This is a genomic window from Butyrivibrio sp. XB500-5, assembly GCF_003625505.1.
In the GTDB taxonomy this organism is placed as follows: Bacteria; Bacillota; Clostridia; order Lachnospirales; family Lachnospiraceae; genus Butyrivibrio.
The window spans coordinates 138,363-163,965 of sequence record NZ_RAIS01000005.1 but is presented as its reverse complement, the minus strand read 5'-3'; the positions used below and the strand labels follow the sequence as shown (position 1 = coordinate 163,965).

Annotated in this window: 25 protein-coding genes; 24 read left to right on the top strand and 1 reads right to left on the bottom strand. The window is 42.6% G+C overall.

All coding sequences use genetic code 11. The features are described from left to right. Positions 1-10 precede the first annotated feature (10 nt). From glnA to D6856_RS10215, 22 genes are all read left to right on the top strand, one after another. Positions 11-1,345 (top strand): type I glutamate--ammonia ligase, encoded by a 1,335-nt coding sequence (glnA, locus tag D6856_RS10320; protein ID WP_120686812.1) that lies wholly within the window; start codon positions 11-13, stop codon positions 1,343-1,345. Between the two features lie 19 nt (positions 1,346-1,364). Further along, complete coding sequence (locus D6856_RS10315) at positions 1,365-1,916, top strand: ANTAR domain-containing response regulator (protein ID WP_243114075.1); 552 nt, start codon at positions 1,365-1,367, stop codon at positions 1,914-1,916. A gap of 258 nt (positions 1,917-2,174) precedes the next feature. Further along, the gene (gene flgM / locus D6856_RS10310) at positions 2,175-2,462 is read left to right on the top strand and encodes a flagellar biosynthesis anti-sigma factor FlgM (RefSeq protein WP_120686811.1); all 288 of its coding nucleotides are present in this window, start codon (positions 2,175-2,177) and stop codon (positions 2,460-2,462) included. Positions 2,463-2,504: 42 nt separating this feature from the next. Further along, complete coding sequence (locus tag D6856_RS10305; protein ID WP_256372425.1) at positions 2,505-3,032, top strand: flagellar protein FlgN; 528 nt, start codon at positions 2,505-2,507, stop codon at positions 3,030-3,032. A 128-nt stretch (positions 3,033-3,160) separates the two neighbouring features. Continuing rightward, entirely contained in the window at positions 3,161-4,819 is a 1,659-nt protein-coding gene (gene flgK / locus D6856_RS10300) for a flagellar hook-associated protein FlgK (protein ID WP_092245415.1), read from the top strand. A gap of 55 nt (positions 4,820-4,874) precedes the next feature. After that, positions 4,875-6,722, top strand: coding sequence for a flagellar hook-associated protein FlgK (locus D6856_RS10295; protein ID WP_120686810.1), 1,848 nt, complete (start codon positions 4,875-4,877; stop codon positions 6,720-6,722). 314 nt (positions 6,723-7,036) lie between these two features. After that, positions 7,037-7,339 carry a hypothetical protein gene (locus D6856_RS10290; protein WP_120686809.1) on the top strand — a complete coding sequence of 101 codons (303 nt, stop codon included), beginning with the start codon at positions 7,037-7,039 and terminating at the stop codon, positions 7,337-7,339. Between the two features lie 12 nt (positions 7,340-7,351). Further along, positions 7,352-7,756, top strand: coding sequence for a hypothetical protein (locus D6856_RS10285; RefSeq protein WP_120686808.1), 405 nt, complete (start codon positions 7,352-7,354; stop codon positions 7,754-7,756). Between the two features lie 14 nt (positions 7,757-7,770). Further along, complete coding sequence (locus tag D6856_RS10280; protein ID WP_120686807.1) at positions 7,771-9,813, top strand: T7SS effector LXG polymorphic toxin; 2,043 nt, start codon at positions 7,771-7,773, stop codon at positions 9,811-9,813. A gap of 11 nt (positions 9,814-9,824) precedes the next feature. Beyond that, entirely contained in the window at positions 9,825-11,042 is a 1,218-nt protein-coding gene (locus D6856_RS10275; protein ID WP_158588909.1) for a PoNe immunity protein domain-containing protein, read from the top strand. Between the two features lie 127 nt (positions 11,043-11,169). Then, positions 11,170-11,340 (top strand): hypothetical protein, encoded by a 171-nt coding sequence (locus tag D6856_RS15200; RefSeq protein WP_158588908.1) that lies wholly within the window; start codon positions 11,170-11,172, stop codon positions 11,338-11,340. A gap of 90 nt (positions 11,341-11,430) precedes the next feature. Continuing rightward, positions 11,431-11,964 (top strand): imm11 family protein, encoded by a 534-nt coding sequence (locus tag D6856_RS10270; protein ID WP_120686805.1) that lies wholly within the window; start codon positions 11,431-11,433, stop codon positions 11,962-11,964. A gap of 463 nt (positions 11,965-12,427) precedes the next feature. Further along, entirely contained in the window at positions 12,428-14,533 is a 2,106-nt protein-coding gene (locus D6856_RS10260) for a flagellin N-terminal helical domain-containing protein (protein WP_120686803.1), read from the top strand. A 97-nt stretch (positions 14,534-14,630) separates the two neighbouring features. After that, the gene (gene fliW / locus D6856_RS10255) at positions 14,631-15,086 is read left to right on the top strand and encodes a flagellar assembly protein FliW (protein ID WP_120686802.1); all 456 of its coding nucleotides are present in this window, start codon (positions 14,631-14,633) and stop codon (positions 15,084-15,086) included. Positions 15,087-15,110: 24 nt separating this feature from the next. Next, positions 15,111-15,326, top strand: coding sequence for a carbon storage regulator CsrA (gene csrA, locus D6856_RS10250; protein WP_092245403.1), 216 nt, complete (start codon positions 15,111-15,113; stop codon positions 15,324-15,326). Between the two features lie 77 nt (positions 15,327-15,403). Continuing rightward, positions 15,404-16,591: a CgeB family protein gene (locus D6856_RS10245; protein ID WP_120686801.1), complete on the top strand. Its 1,188-nt coding sequence runs from the start codon at positions 15,404-15,406 to the stop codon at positions 16,589-16,591. Between the two features lie 193 nt (positions 16,592-16,784). Next, entirely contained in the window at positions 16,785-17,258 is a 474-nt protein-coding gene (locus D6856_RS10240) for a flagellar protein FlaG (protein ID WP_243114073.1), read from the top strand. Between the two features lie 115 nt (positions 17,259-17,373). Then, entirely contained in the window at positions 17,374-18,942 is a 1,569-nt protein-coding gene (fliD, locus tag D6856_RS10235; RefSeq protein WP_120686800.1) for a flagellar filament capping protein FliD, read from the top strand. Between the two features lie 59 nt (positions 18,943-19,001). After that, positions 19,002-19,400 (top strand): flagellar export chaperone FliS, encoded by a 399-nt coding sequence (fliS, locus tag D6856_RS10230; RefSeq protein ID WP_120686799.1) that lies wholly within the window; start codon positions 19,002-19,004, stop codon positions 19,398-19,400. Positions 19,401-19,417: 17 nt separating this feature from the next. After that, positions 19,418-19,897 (top strand): hypothetical protein, encoded by a 480-nt coding sequence (locus tag D6856_RS10225; RefSeq protein WP_120686798.1) that lies wholly within the window; start codon positions 19,418-19,420, stop codon positions 19,895-19,897. A 386-nt stretch (positions 19,898-20,283) separates the two neighbouring features. Then, entirely contained in the window at positions 20,284-21,114 is an 831-nt protein-coding gene (locus D6856_RS10220) for a flagellin N-terminal helical domain-containing protein (protein WP_092245381.1), read from the top strand. A 244-nt stretch (positions 21,115-21,358) separates the two neighbouring features. After that, on the top strand, positions 21,359-22,183 hold the full coding sequence (locus D6856_RS10215; RefSeq protein WP_120686797.1) for a flagellin N-terminal helical domain-containing protein: 825 nt from the start codon (positions 21,359-21,361) through the stop codon (positions 22,181-22,183). A gap of 204 nt (positions 22,184-22,387) precedes the next feature. On the opposite strand, the gene D6856_RS10210 is transcribed toward D6856_RS10215, so the two are convergent. After that, positions 22,388-23,572, bottom strand: coding sequence for a glycosyltransferase family protein (locus D6856_RS10210; RefSeq protein ID WP_207667277.1), 1,185 nt, complete (start codon positions 23,570-23,572; stop codon positions 22,388-22,390). 124 nt (positions 23,573-23,696) lie between these two features. On the opposite strand from D6856_RS10210, the gene D6856_RS10205 reads away from it, so the two are divergent. Together D6856_RS10205 and D6856_RS10200 are read left to right on the top strand one after the other, a co-directional pair. After that, positions 23,697-24,776 (top strand): glycosyltransferase domain-containing protein, encoded by a 1,080-nt coding sequence (locus D6856_RS10205; protein WP_120686795.1) that lies wholly within the window; start codon positions 23,697-23,699, stop codon positions 24,774-24,776. Between the two features lie 106 nt (positions 24,777-24,882). Then, the gene (locus D6856_RS10200; RefSeq protein ID WP_120658629.1) at positions 24,883-25,590 is read left to right on the top strand and encodes a ribulose-phosphate 3-epimerase; all 708 of its coding nucleotides are present in this window, start codon (positions 24,883-24,885) and stop codon (positions 25,588-25,590) included. Positions 25,591-25,603 lie beyond the last annotated feature (13 nt).

Sequence of the window (25,603 nt, the reverse complement as noted above, 5' to 3'; positions counted from 1 at the left end):
GGAGGTCAGTATGAGCAAATATACCAAAGAAGATATTTTCCGCATCGTTGAGGAAGAGGACGTAGCTTTCATAAGACTGCAGTTCTGCGACATATTCGGAATACCCAAGAACATCGCGATCGCTGCAAGCCAGCTTGAGTTTGCGCTTAACAACGAGTGCATGTTTGACGGCGTGTCCGTAGAAGGCTTTGTAAGAAGCGATGAGAGCGACATGTATCTCTATCCCGATCTCGACAGCTTCGAGATATATCCTTGGAGACCGCAGTCCGGCAAGGTTGCAAGAATGTTCTGCAACGTATATACGGTTGACGGCAAGCCTTTCATGGGAGATTCAAGAAACGTTCTTCATGAAGTTGTAAAAAGAGCTGAGAAAATGGGCCTTAGCTTCAAGCTTAATCCCGAGCCCGAGTTCTTCTTATTTGATTACGACGACGAAGGAAGACCGACAAACAAGACACATGAAAAAGGCGGATACTTTGACGTTGCTCCCGCAGATCAGGGCGAGAACGTAAGAAGAGACATCATTCTCAATCTCGAGGAACTCGGCTTCGACATCTCATCTTCACATCATGAGATCGCACCCGCACAGCACGAGATCGACTTTAGAGAAGAAGACGCCGAGCGTACTGCAGACATGATCATGACTTTCAGAATGGCAGTTAAGACAATTGCCAAGAAGCACGGCCTCTACGCAACATTCATGCCTAAGCCCACAGAAGGAATCAGCGGTTCAGGCATGCACATCAACATAATCGCACATGACAAGAACGGAGATAACGTATTTGTAGACGATAAGGGAGAGCTTTCAGATACAGCCAAGTACTTCATCGCCGGCGTACTCAGCCACGTTAAGGCAATGACACTTGTCACAAACCCTATCGTCAATTCATATAAGAGACTTGTTCCCGGTTACGATGCACCGGTCAACATCTCATGGTCATCTTCAGGCGCCAACAGAAGCGCTCTTATCAGAATACCTTCAAAGCGCGGCAGGGACACAAGAATCGAGCTCAGGAACCCCGATTCAACCTGCAATCCTTACCTTGCGATCGCACTTATCCTCGCAGCAGGCATGGACGGAATCGAAAAGAAGATGACTCCTCCCGAGGAGCTTGGCGACAATCTCAAGAACGCAACCTACGACGACCTCAGAGAGAGCGGACTTGAGACACTTCCCATGACACTCGGCGAAGCAATCGACGCATACCAGGACGATGAATTTGTAAAAGAAGTTCTCGGATGTTCCATATTTAATAAGATACTCGACGCAAAGCGCAAGGAGTGGAAAGACTTCCGCACCTGTGTAACACAGTGGGAGATCGGTAGATACCTGAACATTTTCTAAGGAAGTCTGAGGCTTATCAGTGAACATTATCATTGCTTTTGCAAAATCGGAAGATGCGCAAAATTTCAAAAGCATATTGAGCCGTGGCGGATATGACGGAATGGTAACCTGCACTTCGGGAGCGCAGGCTCTTTCCGCTATGGAAGACCTTGGAAGCGGAGTCGTTATTTGCGGCTACCGCTTAAGTGACATGCTCTATTCTGAGCTTGCCGCAGACCTCCCCAACTTTTTCCAGATGCTCATGATAGCTTCACCCGACAAAGCCCCGATAGACAACAGCGGCGACAAGCTCGTCTACCTGCCGACGCCTCTCAAGAAGTCCGATCTCTTTTCCACCCTTGAACTCATGCTCGAGGGCGTTACGAGAAGTAGGAAGAAGGCCAAAGAGAAAGCAAAGCAGGGTAGATCCGATGAAGATAAGAAGATAATAAACCAGGCAAAAGAGATCCTGATGGACAGACACCATATGACGGAGCCCGAGGCGCATAAATATCTGCAAAAATGCGCTATGGACTCCGGAACGAGTCTCAAAGAGACCGCTGAGATGGTCATTTCCCTATCCGCGATATAAAATATTTTTTAGCGAATGGATGTCAACCTGCTCTGCGCGCCGTTTTCATTTTTTCTTGAAGGTTTTTGCTTATTTTTATAAAATTAATCTAAAGTTTTTTATAAATTATCCGATAAAGATAATGTAAAGTGTAAAAAGGCATGCACACCTTGGGTATTTAAGCCATTTCTTTTTTTCAGGAAAAAAGACTAAAGAAATGACAACTTCTTCCGATAAAGATAGTAAGAAGTAAATGCTCCAAGGAAGGAGGAAAAAGATATGCGTATAGAAGCATACAGTCAGGTACAGCAGATTTACTCGAACAACAAAGTAAATAAGGCTCAGCAGACCAAGAAACCCGGAGACGTAAGAGACACTGTTTCTTTCTCTTCTATAGGTAAAGATATCCAGGTTGCTAAGCAGGCTGTTAAGGCAACTCCCGATGTTAGGGAAGATGTCGTAGCAAAGTTTAAGAATGCTATTAAGAACGGCACTTACGATGTTAGCGGAGAGGATTTTGCTAATAAGTTACTGGCTAAGTACGACGAAGCAAACGGGCTCGTCTGATCAAGTCTAATTAAATAAAAAGATAAATGAAAATAACGGAGGATGATTCCAGTGGCAAGTCTTATGGAAAACTTGGTTGACGTGCTCGACCGAGAATGTGCAAGTTACGAGAAATTGCTGGGGTTATCTAGCCGCAAGACCTCCATCATTGTTGAAGGCGATCTGGCGGCACTTGCTAAAATCACGGATGAGGAGCAGTACATAATAGGTAATATCCAGTCCCTCGAAAAACAACGCGAAGCAGCTATGAAGGATATTGCGAATGTACTTAACAAGGATGTTGATTCATTAAAACTGACCGATCTGATCGCAGTACTTGAGAAGAGACCGCAGGATCAGAAGAACCTGGCATTGCAGCGCGATAGACTCGTTGGCGTTGCGGGAAATGTCAGACGTGTAAATGGCCAGAACCAGGAACTGTTAAAGAGTTCACTGGAGATGGTGCAATTTGAGATGAACATCATCCAAGCCTCAAAAAGAGCTCCGGAAACGGCAAATTATTCAAGAGCTGCAGGCACTACGGGCGATGTTATCGGTTACACATCGGGCGGGTTTGATGCAAAGCAATAATGTACCACTTGAGTACAGCGGTGGTACTAAGGCATGTAGATAAACCCACCGATAAATACCGATAATCGCGGTAGTGTCTTTTTTGTACCCAAAATTAGTGGTTTTTGTAAAAGAAATGAGGTAAGCCCATGTCACTTATGGCTAACTTATATGTTGGAAGCTCGGGACTTCAGGTTTCGCAGAACGCATTGAACACCACAGCTCACAACATGGCAAACATAGATACCGAAGGATATACAAGACAGCAGGTATCACAGGGAACCAGAGCATACCAGACTCTGGAAAAAAAGAATGAATGTATCGCCTGGAAACAGATCGGAACCGGCGTTAACTATAATAATTGTAAGCAGGTAAGGAGTGAATTCCTCGACAAATCCTTTAGGAAAGAGTCGGGAAGAAGCGCCTTTTATGACGTGTCTAAAAAGACACTCGAAGAAGTTGAAGATCAGCTCCAGGAAATGAACGGAACAGAGTTCGCTGAGTCACTCAACAACCTCTGGACAGCGGTTCAGGAGCTTGCAAAAGATCCTTGCTCGGCAGTAACGCAGAGCGCAATGGTAACAAGAGCAAACGAATTCCTTACAAGAGCAAAGAGCGTATACGACGGACTTACTTCTTATCAGCAAAACCTCGACACAACAGTATACGACATCGTTAAGAACATCAATAAGATCGGTGACAAGATAAAAGAGCTCAATGAAAAGATAGTAGATATAGAATCAGGCAAGCAGGAAAAAGCAAACGACCTTCGAGATGAGAGAAACAACCTTCTCGATCAGCTCGGAAAATACGGAAAGATAGATTATTCCGAGGACATCTTCGGAAACGTATCGGTTTACTTCGAGGGATCAAGCTTTATAACAACAGACCATGTCAATCACATCGGAATAGATACAACGCTTGAAAGCTCGGTTGGATATGCAACTCCTTATTGGGAGTACGCAGCACGTACAGAGATCGATAAAGACGGTGATGAGATCGTGGTTTCGATAGACGGAGCTCACATTTATGACCTCACACAGACAATCTCGACTTCAACCGATACCGATATAGGAAAGCTTAAGTCAGTTCTTTTGGCAAGAGGCGATCACAACGCAACCTACCACGACATCGTTGAGAGCGAAGATTACTACAACAGCAACATCGCACAGTCGGTTATCATGAACGTTCAGGCTGAGTTCGATCAGATGATCCACAACATCATGACAGCCATCAACGAAGTGCTTGAAGAAGCTGAGAGTAATCCCGCAACGATCGACAACACACTCGGAACGGTTAAGGATTTCGACCTCTTCATAGTTGCAAATCCCGAGGACAGAGTCCTTTACGATATGGGAAAAGAGCATCCGGCAGGTTCGGTTTATACAGGCTTCACGATCAATAACACACAGATCAATCCCAAGTTTCTGCAGGATCCCACGATCTTCGGATTCAGAACGGTTGAGGGCAACGAAGATACAGCGACGATGACCAAGTTAAAAGAGGCTTTTACATCGGAAAAGTACACTCTTAACCCCAACGTTAGCACAAGAAACAGCTTCGTTACTTATTACAACGCACTTGTTTCACAGGTTGCCAACTCCGGAGATGTAAATAACAGTATCGCGGAAGCACAGGAGCAGACAGTTACCGCAATTTCTTCCGCAAGAGAACAGATAGTCGGAGTATCAAGCGATGAAGAGCTTGAGTACATGATCCAGTTCCAGAATGCGTTTAACGCATCAAGCAGATATATCAACGTTGTAAGCGAGATGCTTGAACACCTCGTTAACACACTCGGCTCATAACGAGCAATAAATGAAACACTCACGGACCTAGTTATTTTGGGAAAAGGAGCAAGCTATGACATCTACATTTTTTGGACTAAACATCGCTGCATCGGGACTTAGAGCAGCAAATGCAGCCCTAAACACAACAGCAAACAACATATCCAATGTAAATACCGAAGGCTACAGCAGACAGACCGTTAAGCAGGAAGCCAACGACGCCTTAAGAGTATTTGCTACATACGGCTGCGCAGGTGCAGGTGTAGACACCATAGCCATCGAAAGAGTAAGAGACAATTTCTACGATATTAAGTACAGAAACAACGCACAGCTCCTTGGAAACGTATCCCAGAAAAACTACTACAACAAGCTTGTTGAGCAGTATCTTAACGACGACGGAACAACCGGCTTTGCATCTTTGTATAACACGATGACAGCTTCACTTCAGTCAGTAATGACTGCAGCCGGAACAACAGAGAGTAAGACAGCGTACATTTCAAACGTTCGTTCCATCACAGAGTATTTTAACAACGTATACAATAACCTTCAGGGCTTACAGGACGACATCAACTCGGAAGTTAAGCTCTGCGCCGACAGAATCAGCTCCATCGCACAGGAAGTTGCTTCACTTAATAAGCAGATCAACGTCATCGAGATGACAGGCACTGTTGCCAATGAACTCAGGGATAAAAGAGATGTTCTTTTGGATGACCTTTCCAAGATGGTCTCCATAGAAACAAAAGAGACTCCCATCATAGATGAGACACAGCCCGACAGAGAAAGCGGCGCAACAAGATTCCAGGTATGGATCTCAGGCGGATACGAGCTTGTAGATACATACGAATACAGAAGAATGATCTGTGTAGCCAGAGAAGACGACGGCGGAATGGGCCAGAACGATATAGACGGTCTTTACGACATCAAATGGGGAAGTGCAAGCTACAAGGACGGCGACCCCGTAAACGAGCTTTCGGATTTCGCAATGGATTCTAAGCTCATCGGAGGAGAGCTTCAGGGTCTTCTTGCAATGAGAGACGGAAACAACGGCAGTTATTTCTACGGAAAGAGCGGACTTGTCGATGAGAACGCAAGCCCTCTTAAAGTAACCGTTGAGGTTACCGACGAACATCTCATGGATATGACCAAGTGCGCAATTCCCGAAAACGGCCTTATCCACATCGGAGCCAAGGATTACAAGTATGACAGCTGGGAGTATGACGGATACAATACATATACATTTACGATAGACGAAGAGAACCTTAAGAGCGTTCCCGACAGCTTTACCAACGTATCCATCGGATATGCCAACGATTATCAGGGAATTCCTTATTATCTTCAGCAGATGAACGAGTTCATCAGACAGTTCTCTGATGCGGTAAACGAGATCACAAAGGGCGGATACACATCCGATTCTCAGGAAGGCGTATTCATGCTGACAGGAGCCATGGACATGAACTCCGCAGCTCAGTACAGCTACGAACAGCTCACATCAGAGTCCAAGAACAAGGGCTACTACAAGCTTCGCGGCGGTAACTTCGCAGTTAACAGTGTACTTTTGGCAGATGCTAACAGACTTTCAACCAAGGCCGACAAGACTGAGGGTGAATCGGAATTCGGTAACCTTACCAAGTTAAAAGATATGTTCTCAACCAAGAAGATATTCAGAGGAGCAACATCAGGTGAGTACCTTACCAAGGTTCTTGCTGACGTAGCCCTTAACTCAAGCAATTCCGGAACACTTCAGGATACATACGAAGCACTCGATACAACAATTCAGAACCAGAGATTATCTGATTCGGGCGTTGACGAAGACGAGGAAGCATCAAACCTTGTTAAGTTCCAGAATGCATACACATTGTCATCCAAGATGATCCAGACACTTACTGAGATCTACGACAGACTAATTCTCCAGACCGGAGTATAATAAGGCGCCGTACGGAGTACTTTTAGCTCCCGGATTCACAGTATTTTTACTGAGATGCTTGTTTTCGCCGCATAGCGATTTGCTTATAATTCAAAAACAGGAAAATGTCTCATTTCGTGTTACTCATGGAAATCGACATTTTCCTGTTTTTTCATTTAGCAAATCAGCCATGCGTACAAGAACAGCGCATCTCAGAAAATAATACTGTGAATCCCGGGGGAAAATTCCTGCACTATGCAAAAAAAGAAGTATGTGCTATTATGTTAATTAGTTGTTTACAAATGCGCTTATAAGAAAAAGGAAGGATAGGGGAAATGTCTGAAAATAAAGTCTTTATGGACACGAATGTCTTTACGGAGATAGTCGATTCTATCGGCACCTCCGCGTCTACCTGTGTCCTTTCCGATGCTGTACTTAATAACGTAAAAACCTGGGATAATACCGCTGTTGGCAAGAAGATGACTAAACTCTTAAAGGATGTCCTTCAGTCATCAAAGGCTTATAATGCGGAATCAGCAGCAACTTTGCCATCGGCTTATATCAAGATGCGAGACAGCATGATAAATGTAGATAGAGAAGCTGCTTCAAGTATAAAAGTCGAGACAAGTAAAAGATGATGGGGAATAAATATGAGATCTATAGAAGATATACAAACAGAGATAGATGCGCTTTGGGAAAAGATAGGAAGAGCGGAGGATCTGAAAGCAATCTTCATTGATTCACGCGGGCGCATAGTAAAGAAAAGAGATATGGTCAAGACCGATGCTTATGATCCTTTTAATGCATATGATATAACGAGAGCTTCCAAGTGGAGAGGGGACAGAGAAAACAAAGCTGCCGACATGAAAAGGACGATAAGTGAGCATACAAAGAATGCACAGAAACAGGCAGCTTCGACAATTTCGGAACTTGATGCTGCAATAGAGAAACTGGATGAACTCATTGAAAAATGGAAAGAGAGAATAGAGCATCTTGAGGCGGAAAAAGATGAGATAGAAAGTATGCAGGAGTCCGGAAATCAGGAAGCAGGATAAATGGGGAAAACATAATGGGAAAGAGCTACGATTCGGAAGAATCAATCAGATTCATAGAAAATCTTTATGATCAGATAGAAAGCTATCTGACAAAAGCAGCTCCGCTTGAATCGGATTATCATAGATATGTCAATAATGAGACATTTGTAGGTAAGGCAGCGGAAGCATCTAAGAGATTCATCAGAGATAAACAATTACAATTTCACTATGAACAACAAAATATCCAGAACAAGCTTTACAATATGTATGGCGCGATACAAGGCGAGTTTGAGGATGCTGTTGACGCTTCTCCTAAGGCACGTATAGATACAGATGTCCTTAAAGGTATAAAAAGAGATGTCGAGAACTTCTATGATGCCCTGAACTATGGAGGAAGATGCATAGAAGATGAGGCGGCATATGTGCAGGAGAAGGCGGATGAGTTCAGTGATATTTACCAGTTCACATTCACACAGCCTGATTATGACCCTGCAAGACGCTCATATGAAGAGCTGTGCGGCGACGGAGAATATATAGATAAGTGTATAAAGGATTTTGAAAGATTCGATGAAAATGCATGGAATTATGTAAACAGGTCAGGTCTTGAAGAGTACGTCAATGAGCTTACTGCTGATATAAACGCCAAAGCTGCGGGCCTTGATCAGATGGAAGTATACAAGCCGGAGATGGAAGATACTCTGGTCAAAGTGATCGGTATGGGTGGTCCAAAGGCTATAAAAGAAACAAATATCCATGATGTATTTAGATCATATGATGGGAAAGAAAAGCTTCAAAGGATGGAGCAGGGAGCCAAGATACTTTCCGCGCTTGGTGATTATATTGAGCCTAAGCTGAAAGAACTTGGACATAAAGCTATAAAATTAGAGCCGAATAATGCTATTTTTTTAAGAGCAACATCCATGGGAATGTATACATTCTTTGAATTGGCGGGAGGTGTGCAGAGTTATCTTGAGACTGGAAGCTTTACTGATGCTGAAAAGAATGCAAAGATTAATTATAAGGCTTTTCAGAGAGGAGGACTTAACTGCGCTGTCGAAACAGTAACAGGTTTTTTAAAACTTCCTGAACTGGGAATAAAGATAGGAAAAGGAATAGGTGGTACAATAGAGCAAGGGGCCAATTATATAAAGGACAACGGTACATCAAACCTTCCGGACGACCTTGCTGCATGGGCAGGCGATAAAGGGAAACAGGTAGTAAACCTCTATAATATCTTAAAAGATCAAGTCACAAATAAAGTGAACACCATGTCGGTGGAAGAGGGCTATGAATCAGCAGGCTACATTCTGACAACGATAGGAACCATGGTTATCGGAGGCGAATTCGGAGAAGCTTCAAAAGGTGGAGAAGTGGCTAAAGGAGCAGAAGTCGCAGGCGAGGCTACTGAGACCGTAGTTAATTCATTAGACGATATCGAAAGAGCTGCTGATAAGCTTGGCGATGTAGAAAGAGTAGTCGATAAGTTTGATGATTTAGAGAAAGTAGTAGATAAAGCTGATGATGTAGCAAAAGCAGCTGATAAAGCTGATGATGTTGCAAATGCATTTGAAAAGTTCAATCCCAAAGAGGCAAATAATATTCAAAAATGTAATTTCGGTGAGCACTATGCCCATGAGAATATTACTGAAGGTGCAGAGGTGTTGGAAAAGGGATATGAGTTTGATTCTATAGGAAGAAAGGTGCCTGAGGGATTAGATGAAAAAATACAGAAGGGAATTGATGATGTTTTAGAAAACAAAAACTTGGAATCAGATATCCGTTATGCTTTTAATGAGGCTAAGTACGGAAAAAGTCAACTTGGAATGACTAAAAGTGGTAAGCAGATGTCTGAACCTTGGTTGTTTGGTGTAGAGGAAGATATTAAAAAGAGCAGAGTATATGATTCACTTGTTAAAGGTGGAATGAGCGAAGAAGAAGCTTTTTTCAAGGCAAAAGATATTCAGGATGCATATTTGTCTGGTCATGTTGATTCGGTTTTATCTAAAGTAGATGAGACTGGAAAAGTAACAACATTTAGACTTGATGAAACTGGAAAAATAATAGGCGAATGGCCTTAAGGGAGAAATACATGAGAGATACTAGATGTTCTTCGAAATTTTTGGAAGTTGTATTAAAGGTAAGTATACCTCATATAACAAAGCTTAAGAATGAGATATGTGATTTAGAAGAATGCGAAAAGAATGGAATTCAACGACATCCCAAAAAAAATGTTGAAGTAATCTATAACTTTAAAAAAGGTTTAATAGTTGATTTTAGAGATATCCTTGATGCACAGTATTCGCTGAATCGTATTGATATCAGTTACGAAGAATTATTTGATATGTTTGTAGAATACGCGGTACAGCTTGAGTTTAAGAATATAGGATATATTGTCTTTTTGAGATTCTTCTCATTAGGAATAATGCTTGAACTTGGCAAGGATAAGTTAAAACCGTTAGTTGATAAGCTTGATAAAGACGAGATAGATGATATACTGCTTGGCTATCTTGCTGAAGGCTACGGACTTAAAAGAGCATTCAGATCCACAAAGTTCTATAGAGAGACACCGTACGCAAATGCGGCATTGATATGTGAAGAGGCTGTAACTGATAAAGCCAAAGCAAAAGAGATGCTTAAAGAGTATATGAAAAATTACCTTAAAGCCCATTCAGATATGGGATGGCCTAAGGCTGCCAAAGACTGGGCGGATTACAAGGGACTATGGTCATATGAAGCGGCAGCAATCTCAAAGCTCTTTGGGATTGATGACAGCGAACTTAAGGGTGATATGAATTATCCCTATGATCTTGCTCATTATAAGAATGGTGAGATTACAGCTCATAATATAGAGATAATCAAGCCAGTTAAGGAAGAAATCAATCTTGATGTTGCAACAAATGGAATAACAAACAACAGAGAGCTTGAGGGTATTGTTCCTCCTATTTTCCAAGATAGGATAAACGAGCTTATCAGTGATTACAGTGCTATTTCAGATAAAGAGTTTTGGACTAAATACAATCTTAGGGAAGTTTGGTTTGAATGCGAACAGTTTTCTGAAGATAGGAAGAAAGAAGAAATGCTTGGAATGCTGATTGTTTTTGAACTCGTAGAGCTCGGCTATATTCTTCAGATTGACTGGAAAGAAGACTTTGAGGATTATGAAGGAGAACTGAAAAACTATTGGAACAAAGATAAGAGAATGAAAGTGGTAAGCTTCGTTCTTGATAACGATCAGCAGTATTATGCATTAGTTCCAACAGATTGCAATGTGAAATCGATTTATGAGATTCCTGTAAATGATATTTAATGAGAATGCTTTATTTGACACCATAAAGAATCCACCTGAATGGTAGGAACTTGGTGGTATTTGTTGATAATGTCAAAAAGAAGAGGCTTATGAATCAGCAGGCTACCTTCTGACAACGATAGGAACCATGGTCGTTGGAGGAGAATTCGGAGAAGTCGCCAAAGGAGCGAAAGTCGCCGCAGGAGCTTCGGATGATGTGGCAGAAGTTGCTGCAAAAAATTCAGATGATGTTGCGAAGATGGGTAGAACATTTGAATCTGAATATGATATTCCTACAAATGAAAAAGGGTGTTTCTAGCGCAGCTTATCATCCTAGCTTACATACTAATGAGTACTATAGAAAAGTAAATGGATTGTTGGATGGATCATTTTAGTAGAGGAAGGGACTATGAAGATTTATAGATTAGACTTTGATGTAAATAATTATAAAGGTATTCAGCTATGTGAAGAAGCGGATTTTGACTATTATCATATGTTTGATGGAACAAGTTTAAAAGATAATTGGACTACACGTAAGGTTGAATTTTATGAGGAAGATGAGGAATTAAAAGAAGGTGATGCTCCCGGATTTAATATTCCGGTATTTAATAAGAGAGCGTTAGAAGTATTGTTTCCGTTAATCAAAGATGAAGTTGAATTATTGGAGTTACAATTAGGTGATGAAATACTTTATGGGATAAATGTTTTAAAAATAATTGACGCGGTTAATTATGATTTGTCTGAGTATCGAACATTTCGAGATGGCAAAAGAATAATGGCATTTAAGAAATATGTATTTAGAAATGAAATGATTATTGGAACTAATATTTTTAAAATCGTTGACTTGCCACGCGGAGATGTGTTTGTTTCTGAAGATTTTTATAATTATGTTATAAATAATAATCTTGAAGGCTTTAAGATGGAACTCGTGTATGAATCATGATGTTGAATGGGGATAAGAAGAAAGTTCATATAAATGATTTTTTGAGTTTTTTTAGTTGCAAAATGTTAGACGAAATCATTTCCTTAGCTGAAAATAATGACATTCGTCTGACAGATTAGAATTACGAAGTGTGGTTTAACTATGACATTTCACATATTACCATTTTTGATCGAGTAGTTGAGTGAGATAAATTGGAGGCAGTGCTTAAAATAGTAATACCGAATATTTCAAATACTGAAAAGCTCTTTTCATTCATTACAGTGATATGTACCCCTTTTACTGGACAAACAGTGAAAGGGGTATTTTTATTTGTCAATAAACTTATACGAAAGTTCTTTTACCCCCTAAAGATATCGATGGAAGCTGCCGATAATCAATGTGAGAAACTTATATGGTATACACTTGTGCACGGATGCGCATTGTTTTTTCAGACTAAGGATGGTCTACACACGGAGGTCGAACTATGCGTATCACCAACAAGATAATGCAGAATAATTCTCTTTACAATATCAATAATAACAAGGTTTCCGAGGATCAGCTTAACACCATGATGTCAACCGGCAAGAAGATCACAAGACCTTCGGACGATCCGGTTATCGCTATAAGAGCATTGCGCCTTCGCAGCAATGTTACTCAGCTTTCACAATATTATGAGAAGAACGCCAAGGACGCAGAGAGCTGGCTGAATGTCACAGCCGATGCTCTTTCTACAGTTACGTCCGTTCTTACAGATTGTGTTAAGCAGGCTACTAAGGGCGCCAACATGGACCTTACGTCAGACGATCTTTCAACCATAGTTACACAGATGGAAGCACTGGCAAAAGAGTATTATTCAACGGGAAATGTCGACTACGCAGGAAGATACATCTTCACAGGCTACAGAACCGACACGGCTCTTACTTTTGACAGAACAACAACAGCCGACTACAAGGGGATCAACGACGAGTTCAACGCTTCAAGCATCGGCTGGTCAAGCAGAGTTACAGGAATGAGCAAGCTCGACTCTACCAACATCCTCAACATGAATGCGCAGGAAGTAAGAGAGAACGACATTCAGGAATATTCCGTAGGAAAGATCAGACTTTCCTATGACAACCTTAATTACAGAGAGGGTGATTCCAATTTCACAGCTCCCGAACTTAAGTGGAGAGAACAGCTCACTCAGCCCGCAACAAGCTCGGTTGAAGGAACTTCGGATCTAATCAACCTTACATTTACAACAACCAAGGGAGAGACACACAGAATAGCGCTTCCTTCACCTGACGATCTTGCTCAGGGCGAGGCTTATACGGTTACAAGCGAAGGAATATCTTACGATGTTAAAAAAGATATCGACGGCTCCTACATCATAAAGGCATCAGAAGCTTCAGCCGATTACAGCTTCGTTATCAACAGTAACGGCGTGTACGATACGACCCGGCAGAGTGCGAATGTTCTTTCCGGACAGGTTTCAAGAGAGACTGTTCAGAAGACCACACTTTCTTTTACAAACGAAGACGGTGACAGAGTAAGCTTTAAGCTTCCTCTCGTTCCCGCTATCGGACAGTCCTACAAGATGAAGCTCGAGTACGAAGGAGGAACCGCTACCGCAGTGGTCAACAGCGACGGAACCTACACAGTTACCGACGGCTCCAATAAGGTTAATTCCGACGGAACGATAAGCCGGAACATCATCAACGTTACAGCCAACGGAAGCGTACATTCTTCATATAAAGAAACAACTCTTGAGATCGGCGGCGCCAACCTTATATTTACAACAACATCTCAGGAAGATATAGATAGCGTGTACAGAAAGCTTGATGAGAACAAGACAGGCTCACTTGCATACCTTAACGTGGCTACAGGCGAGGTGCTCCTTAACAAGGAGCTTTCCGATAAGCTTTCTACACTGCCCGATCTTATAAACGCCAACTCAATTGATGTTGTTTATAACAAAAAAGAGTGGGAAGACGGTGATATCAAGCCTGAAAATCTGTTTAATTGCAATTATACGGATGAAAATGGCAAGACAGTGCTGTATAATAAAGGTTCAGCATCCCATGACATCGCTTATGACGTGGGATTCGCGCAGTCGGTGGTTGTAAACACCACAGCTGATGCGGTTTTCACAACAAGTGTTAAAAGAGATGTCGATGATCTCAGCACTATGGTCGGCGAACTTAAGCAGATGGAAGCAACGATCAAGATCTTAGAGGACAAGCTCAGCGCTTCTTCAAATACAGACGAAAAAGACAGGATCAAAGTTGAGATCGACGCCGCACAGAAGGCATTTAACTATCAGAGACAGAACATCCAAAAGGAGTTCGAGCACAAGATAACATCGCTTCAGAAGTCTCTCGATACAGCCAACATCGCGGTTACGGACAACGGCACAAGATGTAAGAGACTCGACCTTGTTAATTCAAGACTCATGACTCAGACTACAACATTTAAGACACTTCAGTCTGAAAACGAGGACATCGACCTTGCCGAGACCGTTACTCAGCTTACATCGGCTCAGGTTACTTATGAGGCCAGCCTTATGGCTACAGGTAAGATCAGTCAGAATTCTCTTATGAATTATATCTGATCAAATAATTAAAATGTGGTAATTGTACGTTTTTACGTATATAATTAAATAAAGTGATAACAATGTATATTTTTATCAGGATTATGGAGGTTACAGCATGAAATTAAACACTAGAATTTTTGGAGAGGTTGAGATTGAAGACAATAAGATCATTTCTTTTCCAAATGGAATAATCGGTTTTCCTGATCTTAAGAGATTTACACTTATGCATGACGAAGAGCAGGGAACAAATACGATCAAGTGGCTTCAGTCAATAGAAGAGCCGGGATTCGCAATGCCTGTTATGGATCCGCTCTTTGTTTGCCCCGATTATCAGCCTATGGTTGATAAGGAAGCAGTTTCCGATATCGGCGAGTTGGACAACGATGAGATGCTCGTGCTTGTTACGGTTACCGTTCCGCACGACCTTAAGCAGATGACAGTTAATCTCAAGGGACCTTTCATCATCAATACAAAAGAGATGAAGGCAACCCAGACTATCATTGATAATGAAGAGTATCCTGTAAAATTCCCGATCTATGATATTCTGCAGAAGAACAAGGCCAACGCTTAAATCATACACGGGGAGGGATAGGACATGTTAGCATTATCAAGAAAAAAGAACGAAGCAATTGTAATTAACAACAACATTGAGATCACAGTACTCGATATCAGAGGAGATCAGATCAAACTCGGAATCTCGGCTCCCAAGGATATCCCGATCTACAGAAAAGAAGTATACATCCAGATCCAGAATGAGAATAAAGAAGCAACAGATGTATCCGGAATTGAGGAACTTAAGAAATTGCTTTGATCTAAACTTACGTCGGCCGCCCGGAATAGGGCGGCCGGTTTTGCTTTGGGCGGAACTTTGATTTAAAGAGGGACAGCGTGCGAATACTATATTACTACTGGGACGAATTTAACGGCGAAGACTGCATGGATGCCATGAGAAGGCTCGGCCACGAAGTCGATATGCTTAGACTGCAGCTTGAAGGCTTTGAACTTACTCCGGAGATTGACGAGAGGTTCAGAGCTCTTTTGACCAAGGAAGATTTTTCAGGCAAAAGATATTACGACATAGTCTACAGCTTCGATTACTACCCCTGCATCTCGGATGCATGCCAAAAATACAACACTCCGTATGTGTCCTGGGTTTTCGATTGCCCGCACTATACGCTTGATTCGCATACGATCACAAATCCCGTGAATAGAGTCTTCGTCTTTGACAAAGAGCGATACAGACAGATGAAATCCAAGGGAACCACGACTGTCAGATACTCGCCCCTTGGAGTAAACGAAAAGAGACTTTCCGAGTTTTGCGACAAACTCGATGCCGAGACGGACGGCCTTATGGTCTATCAGCACGATGTCTGCTTTCTCGGGAACTTATATGACAATGAATTCAACTTTTACGATCAGGTACAAAGCCTACCGCCGGATCTAAAAGAGTATATAGATAACGTTATAAACGATCAGGAAAAGATATTCGGAAAAGATCTTTTTTCCGATGAACAGGTTATCACTCCGGAGCATGTAAAAGAGCTCCGCGAGTATATAAAATTCGAAGATACGGGAAACTACGACCTTAACTACGACAGCATCATTCTTGATATGCTGCGCATCAAGGTCACGGTCAACGAAAGAAGACATATACTCGAGCGGATGGGCGAAAGATTCGATTCTTTCCTATATACACCGCCCGGAGCAAGACCCATTAAAGGCGTAAAGAACATGGGACTTGCGGATTATCAGACCAAAATGCCCCTTATATTTAGGCGCAGCAAGATCAATCTGAATATAACGCTTAGATCAATCATCTCAGGCGTTCCGCTGCGGGTTCTCGATGTTTTGGCAGCAGGCGGCTTTCTTATCACAACTTATCAAAAAGAGATCGAGGAGTATTTCGAGAACGGAAAAGAGCTTGTGATAGCGCATACTCCGGAAGAAATGGTTGAGCTTACGGAATATTACCTTGAACATGAGGATGAGAGAAAAGAGATAGCTAAAGCGGGACAGAAAAAAGTGTATGAAGAGTTTGCATATACGAAATTGCTACCTAAGATACTGGAAGAATGATCTTTTTAACGTGTAAAATCTAAATTTTTTATTAAATTTAGCATTTTCTTTTGTCATGCGACTAAAGATTAAAGAACTTTGTCCGATATACCTTGTAAGAAATATTATGCTTATGTCCAAATAAGCTTTATGGAACGCGTAAACAAGATAAATACAGGTAAGATTCCTGATTCTGACACGGAGGTATAGGATTATGGGAATGGAAGCAATTAACGGCTTTAGTCCGCTTGTTCAGCAGACGCAGCCACAGGTAAGAACACAGATAAAAGAACAGAGCCAGTCTCAGAGCGAGATTGCTGAATATGAGGCAAACGGTGCTGTACAGGGAATGGATCTCAAGGTAGAGGCAGCAGATAATTCTGCCGGCTCCAACAACGAGTCAGCTGCGCAGAATTTTGCCCAGAATCAGAGCAAGAGAGCGGAGACTGAGGAACAGATCCAGGCTGACAACGCCAAGATCAAGAAAGCCATCTCTGAGATGACCAAGAAGGTTCGGTCCAACGCCGAAGCTGTTTTTGGCATACATGAGAAGACCAACAGAGTTACCATTAAAATGGTCGACAAAGAGACCAAGGAAGTTATTAAGGAATTTCCGCCTGATGAGACTCTTGATATGATCGCAAGGATCTGGGAAGTTGCAGGCATCATGGTTGACGAAAAGAGGTAACACGCAGATTTATCGGCACGACGGCATATGGATAGGCTGCCTGTCCGATGTATATCTGTTTAATTAGGAAACGGATTTCCGATCACATCTCACGGATTGAGAAAGGAGAAATGATATGCCTATCAGAATAACAGGAATGAATTCCGGTCTTGATACCGAGAGTATCATCACAGCCCTTACTCAGAAAAAGAAAGATAAGGTCGATACTTTTACGGGAGACCAGAAGAAGCTTACCTGGAAGCAGGATAAGTGGAAAGAACTTAATAAAAAAGTAGTTTCTTTTTATAACGGAACACTCAGCAACATGAGATTTGCTTCCGCTTATGTAAAAAAGACAACTACATCATCAAATGCCAATGCCGCTACGGTTATAACCGGCGACAGCGCAATGAATACCACACAGTCTCTTGATATAACTAAGCTTGCCAAGGCTGCTTATCTTACGGGAAAAGAGCTTAAGACTGTAGGAGAGAACCCTAAGAGACCTACCATGTCCACAACAATGGAAGAGCTTGGCGCCGCAACAGGTGAAGAGGGAGGACAGCTTAAGTTTAAGATCGGCGGAAATAATTCACATGAGTATATCACCGTTGACATTGCTGCTTCCGATACTATAGAGAGTGTTCTTAGTAAGTTAAGAAGTACCAAGTCAATAGATGAGACTACCGGTGAGTCCACTGGAAAGACATTAAACGCCAACTTTGATGAGGGAACAGGAAGATTCTATATTTCATCAAAGGAAATGGGCGAAGCAAACTCTTTTAGCATGGTAAGTACAAATGCTATGACTGCACTTGGTCTTGTTGAGGAAAAGATTGATGGTAAATCCAATTACCAGGCAGGCAGCAGCGCAGAGATCTACCTTAACGGAGTAAAATACGAATCCAACTCCAATACTTTCCAGATCAACGGACTTACGATAACTGCCAATCAGGTTGCTTCAGATATAACTCTTACGACCAAACAGGATACAAGCGGAATCTACGACAACATCAAGAAGATGATAAAAGAGTACAACGACCTTATGAAAGAGTTCGCTACTCTTTACAATGCAGATCCTGCCAAGAAATATAAGATGCTTACAGATGATCAGAAGGATCAGATGTCCGATAAGGAAGTTGAGGAATGGGAGAAGAAGATCAAAGAAGGACTCCTTTCCAAGGACGAGACTATCGGAAACGTAAGAAACGCTCTTAAAGAGATCATGAACCAGTCCTTCGAGATCACTGACAAGAACGGTAAGACGAGTAAGTTTTCTCTTGCAAGCTTCGGTATTTCAACAGGAAGTTACTTCTCAACAGAAGATAACGAGAGAGACGTATTCCATATCGACGGAGATGCGGATGATTCCGTAAGCAGCGGTAACACCGATCTTCTCAGCGGTATGATCGCCAATGATCCCGATACTGTACAGAGCTTCTTCTCAGAGCTTTCAAAGACTCTTTACAACAAGCTCTTTGATATGATGAAGGGAACTCAGTACAGCAGTGCATTTACGATCTATGAAGATAAGCTCATGGCTTCACAGTACAGCGCTTACAACACCAAGATCTCCGATGCACAGAAAGCACTTGAGGCGGCTCAGGATAAATACTACAAGAAATTCTCCGTAATGGAGACCGCGCTTTCCAAGATCAACAGCAGCAGTTCGTCACTTGCCAACTTCTTTGGCGGCGGACAGTAATGGCATAATATAAAACTAATCATACGGATATAATTTTACAGAAATGCGAGGGAACACATATGCCGGTATCAACAGCACAAAAAGCTTATGCTCAGTACAAAAACAATAAGGTTATGGGTGCGAGCGGCCCGGAACTTACATTGATGCTCTACGACGGAGCGATCAAGTTCCTCAATATCGCGGACATGGCAATTGAAAAGCACGACGTCCCCAAGGCCCATGAGAACATCATGAAGACAGAGCGTATCATTGATTATCTTAGAAACACTCTGGATATGAAGTATGCTGTTGCACAGGACTTCGAGAATATGTATTCTTATATTGGAAGAAGACTTGTTGAGGCGAACATCTCAAAAGACAGAGAGATCATCGCCGAAGTCAACAAGCACATGCACGCTATCAGAGATAACTGGGTAGAAGTCATGAGAGCCAATAACATTGTTGTTAAGGATGCATAATTAAGGGGGACTTACGGATGCTAGCTTCAAGCCTTGATATGTTGGAAGAGAGCCTTAGGAAAAAGATCGAGATAATGACCGAGATCGAAGCTGAGAACGAGAGGCAAAAAGAGGTTCTTTCCAATCCGGACAGTGTCAACGAAGATCTGTTTGACGCCACAGTCGATACGAAGGGCGAGCTTATTGACAAGCTTGTCGCACTCGACGACGGCTTCCAGTCACTTTTCGACAGAGTAAAAGAGGAAGTGGGTTCAAACAGAGAAAAGTTTGCCGATCAGATCAAACGCATGCAGGCACTTATAGAAGAAGTAACTGCCAAGAGCGCATCGATCGAAGCGGCAGAGCGCAGGAATAAAAAGCTTGCCGAAACCTATTTTGACACCGCAAGGCAGAAGATGAATGTAAGTAAGCAGACATCCGCCGCGGCATTTAATTACTATCGAACCATGAATAACTTCAAAGATATTCCACCGCAGTTTTTGGATCAAAAGAACTGAAAAAACAATACACGGGATCGTAGGATAAAAAGTCCTACGATCCCTTTTTTAAGTAATCACCTGACTCGGTTCTTTCGAGTCCTGGTGTACTACTTAGTTCTGGCGAGCGAATGCGAGAGCAGAACCTCCAAGAGGGCGTTTGCCATATATCGGCAAGGTTTTGCAAATACTTTATAGCAAAAATGAAAAAATCGAATAAAATTTCATTTTTGCAATTTTTTTTGAAAAAAAATTCAAATAAGGGTTAAGTACGCGCATTCACTGCCGATAATAATAGTGACAAACAAAAAACAAGCAGCCATGGAAGGGACTCCGCGTAAGCTGCACAATAGTAAAAGGATGAAAAGGCAGCACGGACGCGGGCCCCGTTCATGGAGGATTATATTATGGTAGTACAACACAATGTCACAGCGATGAATGCAAACAGACAGCTTGGTATCACAACAGGTATTCAGGCTAAGTCAAGTGAGAAGCTTTCTTCCGGTTACAAGATCAACAGAGCAGCAGATGATGCAGCAGGACTTGCTATTTCCGAGAAGATGAGACGTCAGGTAAGAGGTCTTACACAGGCTTCCGCAAACGCACAGGACGGTATCTCAGCAGTACAGACAGCAGAAGGTGCTCTTAACGAAGTTCACGATATGCTTCAGAGAATGAACGAACTTGCAGTTAAGGCAGCTAACGATACTCTTACAACATCAGATCGTAGATACATCCAGAGTGAGGTTGATGCACTTGTAAACGAGATCCACAGAACAGGTGAGGCTACACAGTTCAACGACACAAAGCTTCTTGACGGAACATTCGTTAATAAGAACCTTCAGGTTGGTTCCGACAAGGCTGACAACAACGTTATCAAGATCGACATCGTAGCTCTTACAGCTTCAGGACTTGAGATCGACGGAACAAAGGTTAACGTAACAGGTACTGACGGTGTTAATGCAAGAAACTCAATCGGAACTATCAAGGCAGCTCTTGAGAAGGTTTCAAAGCAGAGATCTGATCTCGGTGCTATCCAGAACAGACTTGAGCACACGATCAAGAACCTCGACAACGTAGTTGAGAATACACAGGCAGCTGAATCACTTATCCGTGATACAGATATGGCTGAGGAAATGGTTAGATATTCTAACAACAACATCCTCGCTCAGGCCGGCCAGTCAATGCTTGCTCAGGCAAACCAGACAAACCAGGGTGTACTTTCACTCCTTCAGTAATAAAAAACATAACCCAATTAAGCCTAGGATCGCTCCGGAGATTAAAATCCGGAGCGATTTTAGTATTTTAGAAATAATTTATAATTTATTTTCAAAAAAGGGGGTTATTTTTTTAGATTTATGGTCGATAATAATAGTGTAAACAAACAGAGATAGTTTTTAGGCCAGCACTAAGAGCTATTTCCAAAAACGAGCAAACGAGCAGCAAGGAAGCTGCCGTACAAATTCAAGGAGGAATTATATTATGGTAGTACAACACAACGTAACAGCAATGAATGCAAACAGACAGCTTGGAATCACAACTGGTATTCAGGCTAAGTCAAGTGAGAAGTTATCATCCGGTTACAAGATCAACAGAGCAGCAGATGATGCAGCAGGTCTTGCAATTTCCGAAAAGATGAGACGTCAGGTTAGAGGTCTTACACAGGCTTCTGCTAACGCTCAGGATGGTATTTCAGCTGTTCAGACAGCTGAGGGTGCTCTTAACGAAGTACACGATATGTTGCAGAGAATGAACGAGCTTGCTACAAAGGCAGCTAACGACACTCTTACAACAAAGGATCGCAGCTACATTGATTCTGAGATCACAGCTCTTAAAGAGGAGATCAACAGAACTGGTGAGGCTACATCTTTCAACGACACAAAGCTTCTTAATGGTAACTTTAAGAACAAGAACCTTCAGGTTGGTTCCGAGAACAATGATAAGAACCTTATCAAAGTAAGCATCGACAAGATGACTGCTTCAGGAATCGGTGTCAGCGGAGTTACAGTAGCAGGCTCAACAGGAGCAACAGCTCGTACAGCTATGGATACAATCAAGACAGCTCTTGAGAAAGTATCACAGCAGAGATCTGATCTCGGTGCTATCCAGAACAGACTTGAGCACACAATCAAGAACCTTGACAACGTAGTTGAGAATACTCAGGCAGCTGAATCACTTATCCGTGATACAGATATGGCTACCGAGATGGTTAAGTATTCTAACAACAACATCCTTGCACAGGCTGGACAGTCAATGCTGGCTCAGGCTAACCAGACAAACCAGGGTGTACTTTCACTTCTCGGTTAATTCTAAATGGTTCACAAGGAAAATTGGTCATTTGCATAATTGCAACTACCAAAAAGGGTCCCGGAAACGGGGCCCTTTTTCTTGTAATAGGGATTACACCCCTATTACAAGAAAAAGCTCCGCGGGGATGCGCACCTCGCGGAGATGAATTCAATTGCTACGCAATTCCGCTCGGGCGCGGGAGTTTTGCGAGCAAAACTCTATTTAATGTGCTTGCGTTTCCATTATTATCTTTATCATCGCCATCACTCTGTGAAGAACACTGTCTTCTTCACAGATTTTTTTGTATCCGGATTGCGCGATCTTTTCGCGCTCGTCGTCGTGCTCCAAGTAATAATTAGCCTTTTCGACAAGCTCATCTATGGAACGATAGGTTTCAAGATGAACGCCGGGAGTTAGGAAAGTATCAAGCTCCGGCTGATAATTCGTTAGAAGGAAACCGCCGCAAGCCAGGATATCCCAGATCCTCTGGGGGAGTCCCGATCTTATCGACCTCATGGTCGTGTTGAGATTGATCTTACTCTTTTTGAAAATGATCGGCATCTCGGTAAAAGACTTGGCGATGCCGCGATTTCGGATCGATGAAGGAAGCTCCGACGTGTCACTTGTTGTGAAAAGATCCAGCTTATAGCTTCCGATGCTATCGGCAAGAGTGTTTAAGATATTTTTTCTCTCCAAGACAGTTATATGAGATCCGAGATAATCATCCAGAACTATCTGCCTGTCAAGATTTCTGATACTTAGCTTTGATGAATAAAAATCCGGATCGGCATCTTTTATAGCGTTGATCTCTTCGTCCGTAAGCGTATTTTCCACGTATTCAAGTCCGTAAATTTTTTCATCCAGCTGCCGTTGCATCTTCTCGTTGAGACTGCTTTCAATATCCGCAGGAAGCTTGAGCGCGGCGTACGGGTCTTTTTCGGTATAAAGAGATCCGATAAAAGAGATGTCGAAGTCATAGCCGACAGCACCCTTCGTTGTGGCGTTCATCCTGTCCACGGCGCCGCCGAGCGGAAGGTGAAAAATGCAATTCGGATTGGCGTACGCGACGGATTCGTACTGCTTTTTATCAAAGAGAAAAACTCTGTTGTAGGGACTTTTTATCGCATTATTATAGATCTCGAGAACCGGGCAGTCCACGGAAACGCAGACGTACGGAACCTTGATCCTCTCACAGAGCATGGCGATAAAAGGAAAAAAGTTGATGGAAAAGATAAAAAGAGGCCTGTGCTCGGCGATCAAATTGCCGAGATTGGTGATCCTCTCATCCAGAGTCATGGAATCATGCTCAGATCTTCCGGTGTTGTCTTCAATTATCGTTAATCCGACAGCCTTCAGAGCATCGATATAATCTGGCTCGCAAATGCTGTCATATCTGTAAACTATCACATTCATAGACTTATTGTAGCACTATATCTGCTATAATTGATATAGGATTGTGAAAATTGCGGAAACGAGTCGGAGCAATCCATACATCATATATGCCTTGTATTTTTGAGCATGGAGACTATTTATGAAGAACGCGGATTTGATCAAGCAGATAAACGAAATTTTGTCATACCTATACGAGAACGCAGGCACTATGGGCAAAGACGGCGTGCGGGAGGCTTTTTTGTCTGTATATGAGACGCTGAATGCGAATCTTTTGTGTGATGAAAATGAAGATACGCTTGAAAGACTCTACAAAGAGGCCGATGAGAACATCCTTGATGTCGACAGATTGCGGATTCTTTCAATGGACGCGATCATCAAATATGCATACAGTAGCCCGGACGACGGAGTATCCGCAGAGGTTGCGGACAGTCTGAAGCAAGCGGCGGCGCATCTTGAAAAGAAAAGTATGCAGCTGGATAACCTTCTTGAATATATAAGACAGGTCGATCACGTCAGAGAAAAATATCATTTAAGATACCCGACGCCTTCGGATAAGTTTGAGGGAAAGGGCGTTGTTTACACGGTCATCACCGGGGACTATGACGAGATAAATGAACCTGAAACGGGAGACTCGGGCCTTTCGTATGTTCTTTTAACAGACAGAGAAAGACCGGATTATAAGGGCAAGTGGGAGATAAGAGTTATCGACAATCCCGATAACTTAAGCAGCGTGAGGCTTTCGCGCTATCCCAAGATGTTTCCTCATATCTTTTTCCCGGAATATGATTATTCGGTCTATATCGACGGATCCTTGATCATAAAAAAAGATATTCGCACCTTTATAGATACGTACAGGCGTGACTGCGGAATGATATGCTTTGCTCATTTTTGTTCGGAAAGCATAATGGATGAGGCGGTTCTTATCGTCGAGCGCGGAAAGGCCGATAAGGCGGCTCTCGATACGCAGCTCGAGGTTTATAAGAAAAACGGATATACCGCAAAAGGCTATATCGCTGAGCTTACCTGCATAGTCCGCGATCACCACGACGAGGCGCTTAAGAAGGTTATGCAGGATTGGTGGGATGAGTACATGTCCTACGAGCACACGAGGGATCAGATAAGCTTTGATTATGTGACTTGGAAAAACGGCTATATATTTGATCTGTGCGACCTTTCGGTGTATATAAACCCGTGGCTTGAGATTGCAAAGATACATTAAGAATTTTGCGGGCAAAAAAGCCTGTAAAACCGCCACTATAGCGCATTTCTGTGGTAAAATAGAAGTGGTTTTTCAGTGTAATGTTTTGACTTGACGAGGGGGTAATATGAGTGATTTTGTTCTTACGGCGTCAATGATGTGCGCCGATTTCGGCAATCTTGAGAAAGAGGTCAAGGCGCTTGAGGCGGCCGGAATAGACTCTTTTCACATAGATATCATGGACGGTCGTTATGTCCATAATTTTGCCATGTCTTTATATGACATGATCTCAATTGCTAGGATCAGTAAGAAGCCGCTCGACGTGCATCTTATGATCGAGCACCCGAGGAATAATATAGATCTTTTCCTCAGATATCTCAGAAAGGGCGATACCGTCTACATTCATCCCGAGGCGGAGTATCACCCGTCAACGACAATCTCTAAGATAATTGATTACGGTCTGCATCCGGGCATCGCGATAAACCCCGGAACCAGCGTGGAATCTATAAGAGAGCTCCTTCGCATCGTCGACAGAGTTCTTGTTATGGCGGTCAATCCCGGCAACGCCAGTCAGATGTTTTTGCCGTTCGTTGGCGAGAAAATCGACACTCTTTTGCATCTTAGGAAAAAAATGGGCTTCGAGCTCTACTGGGACGGGGCTTGCGGAGCGGATAGAATGCGCGAGTACGTGCCAAAGAAGATGGACGGATTTGTTCTCGGAACAACTCTTTTATTCGGCAAAAGAGCTGAATACGCCGATATTATCCCGGCTGTAAGGAAACTTGATTTTTCATACCTCGATAAGGAGCCTGTACAATTCGATGATCAATACTAATCCCGATGATAAG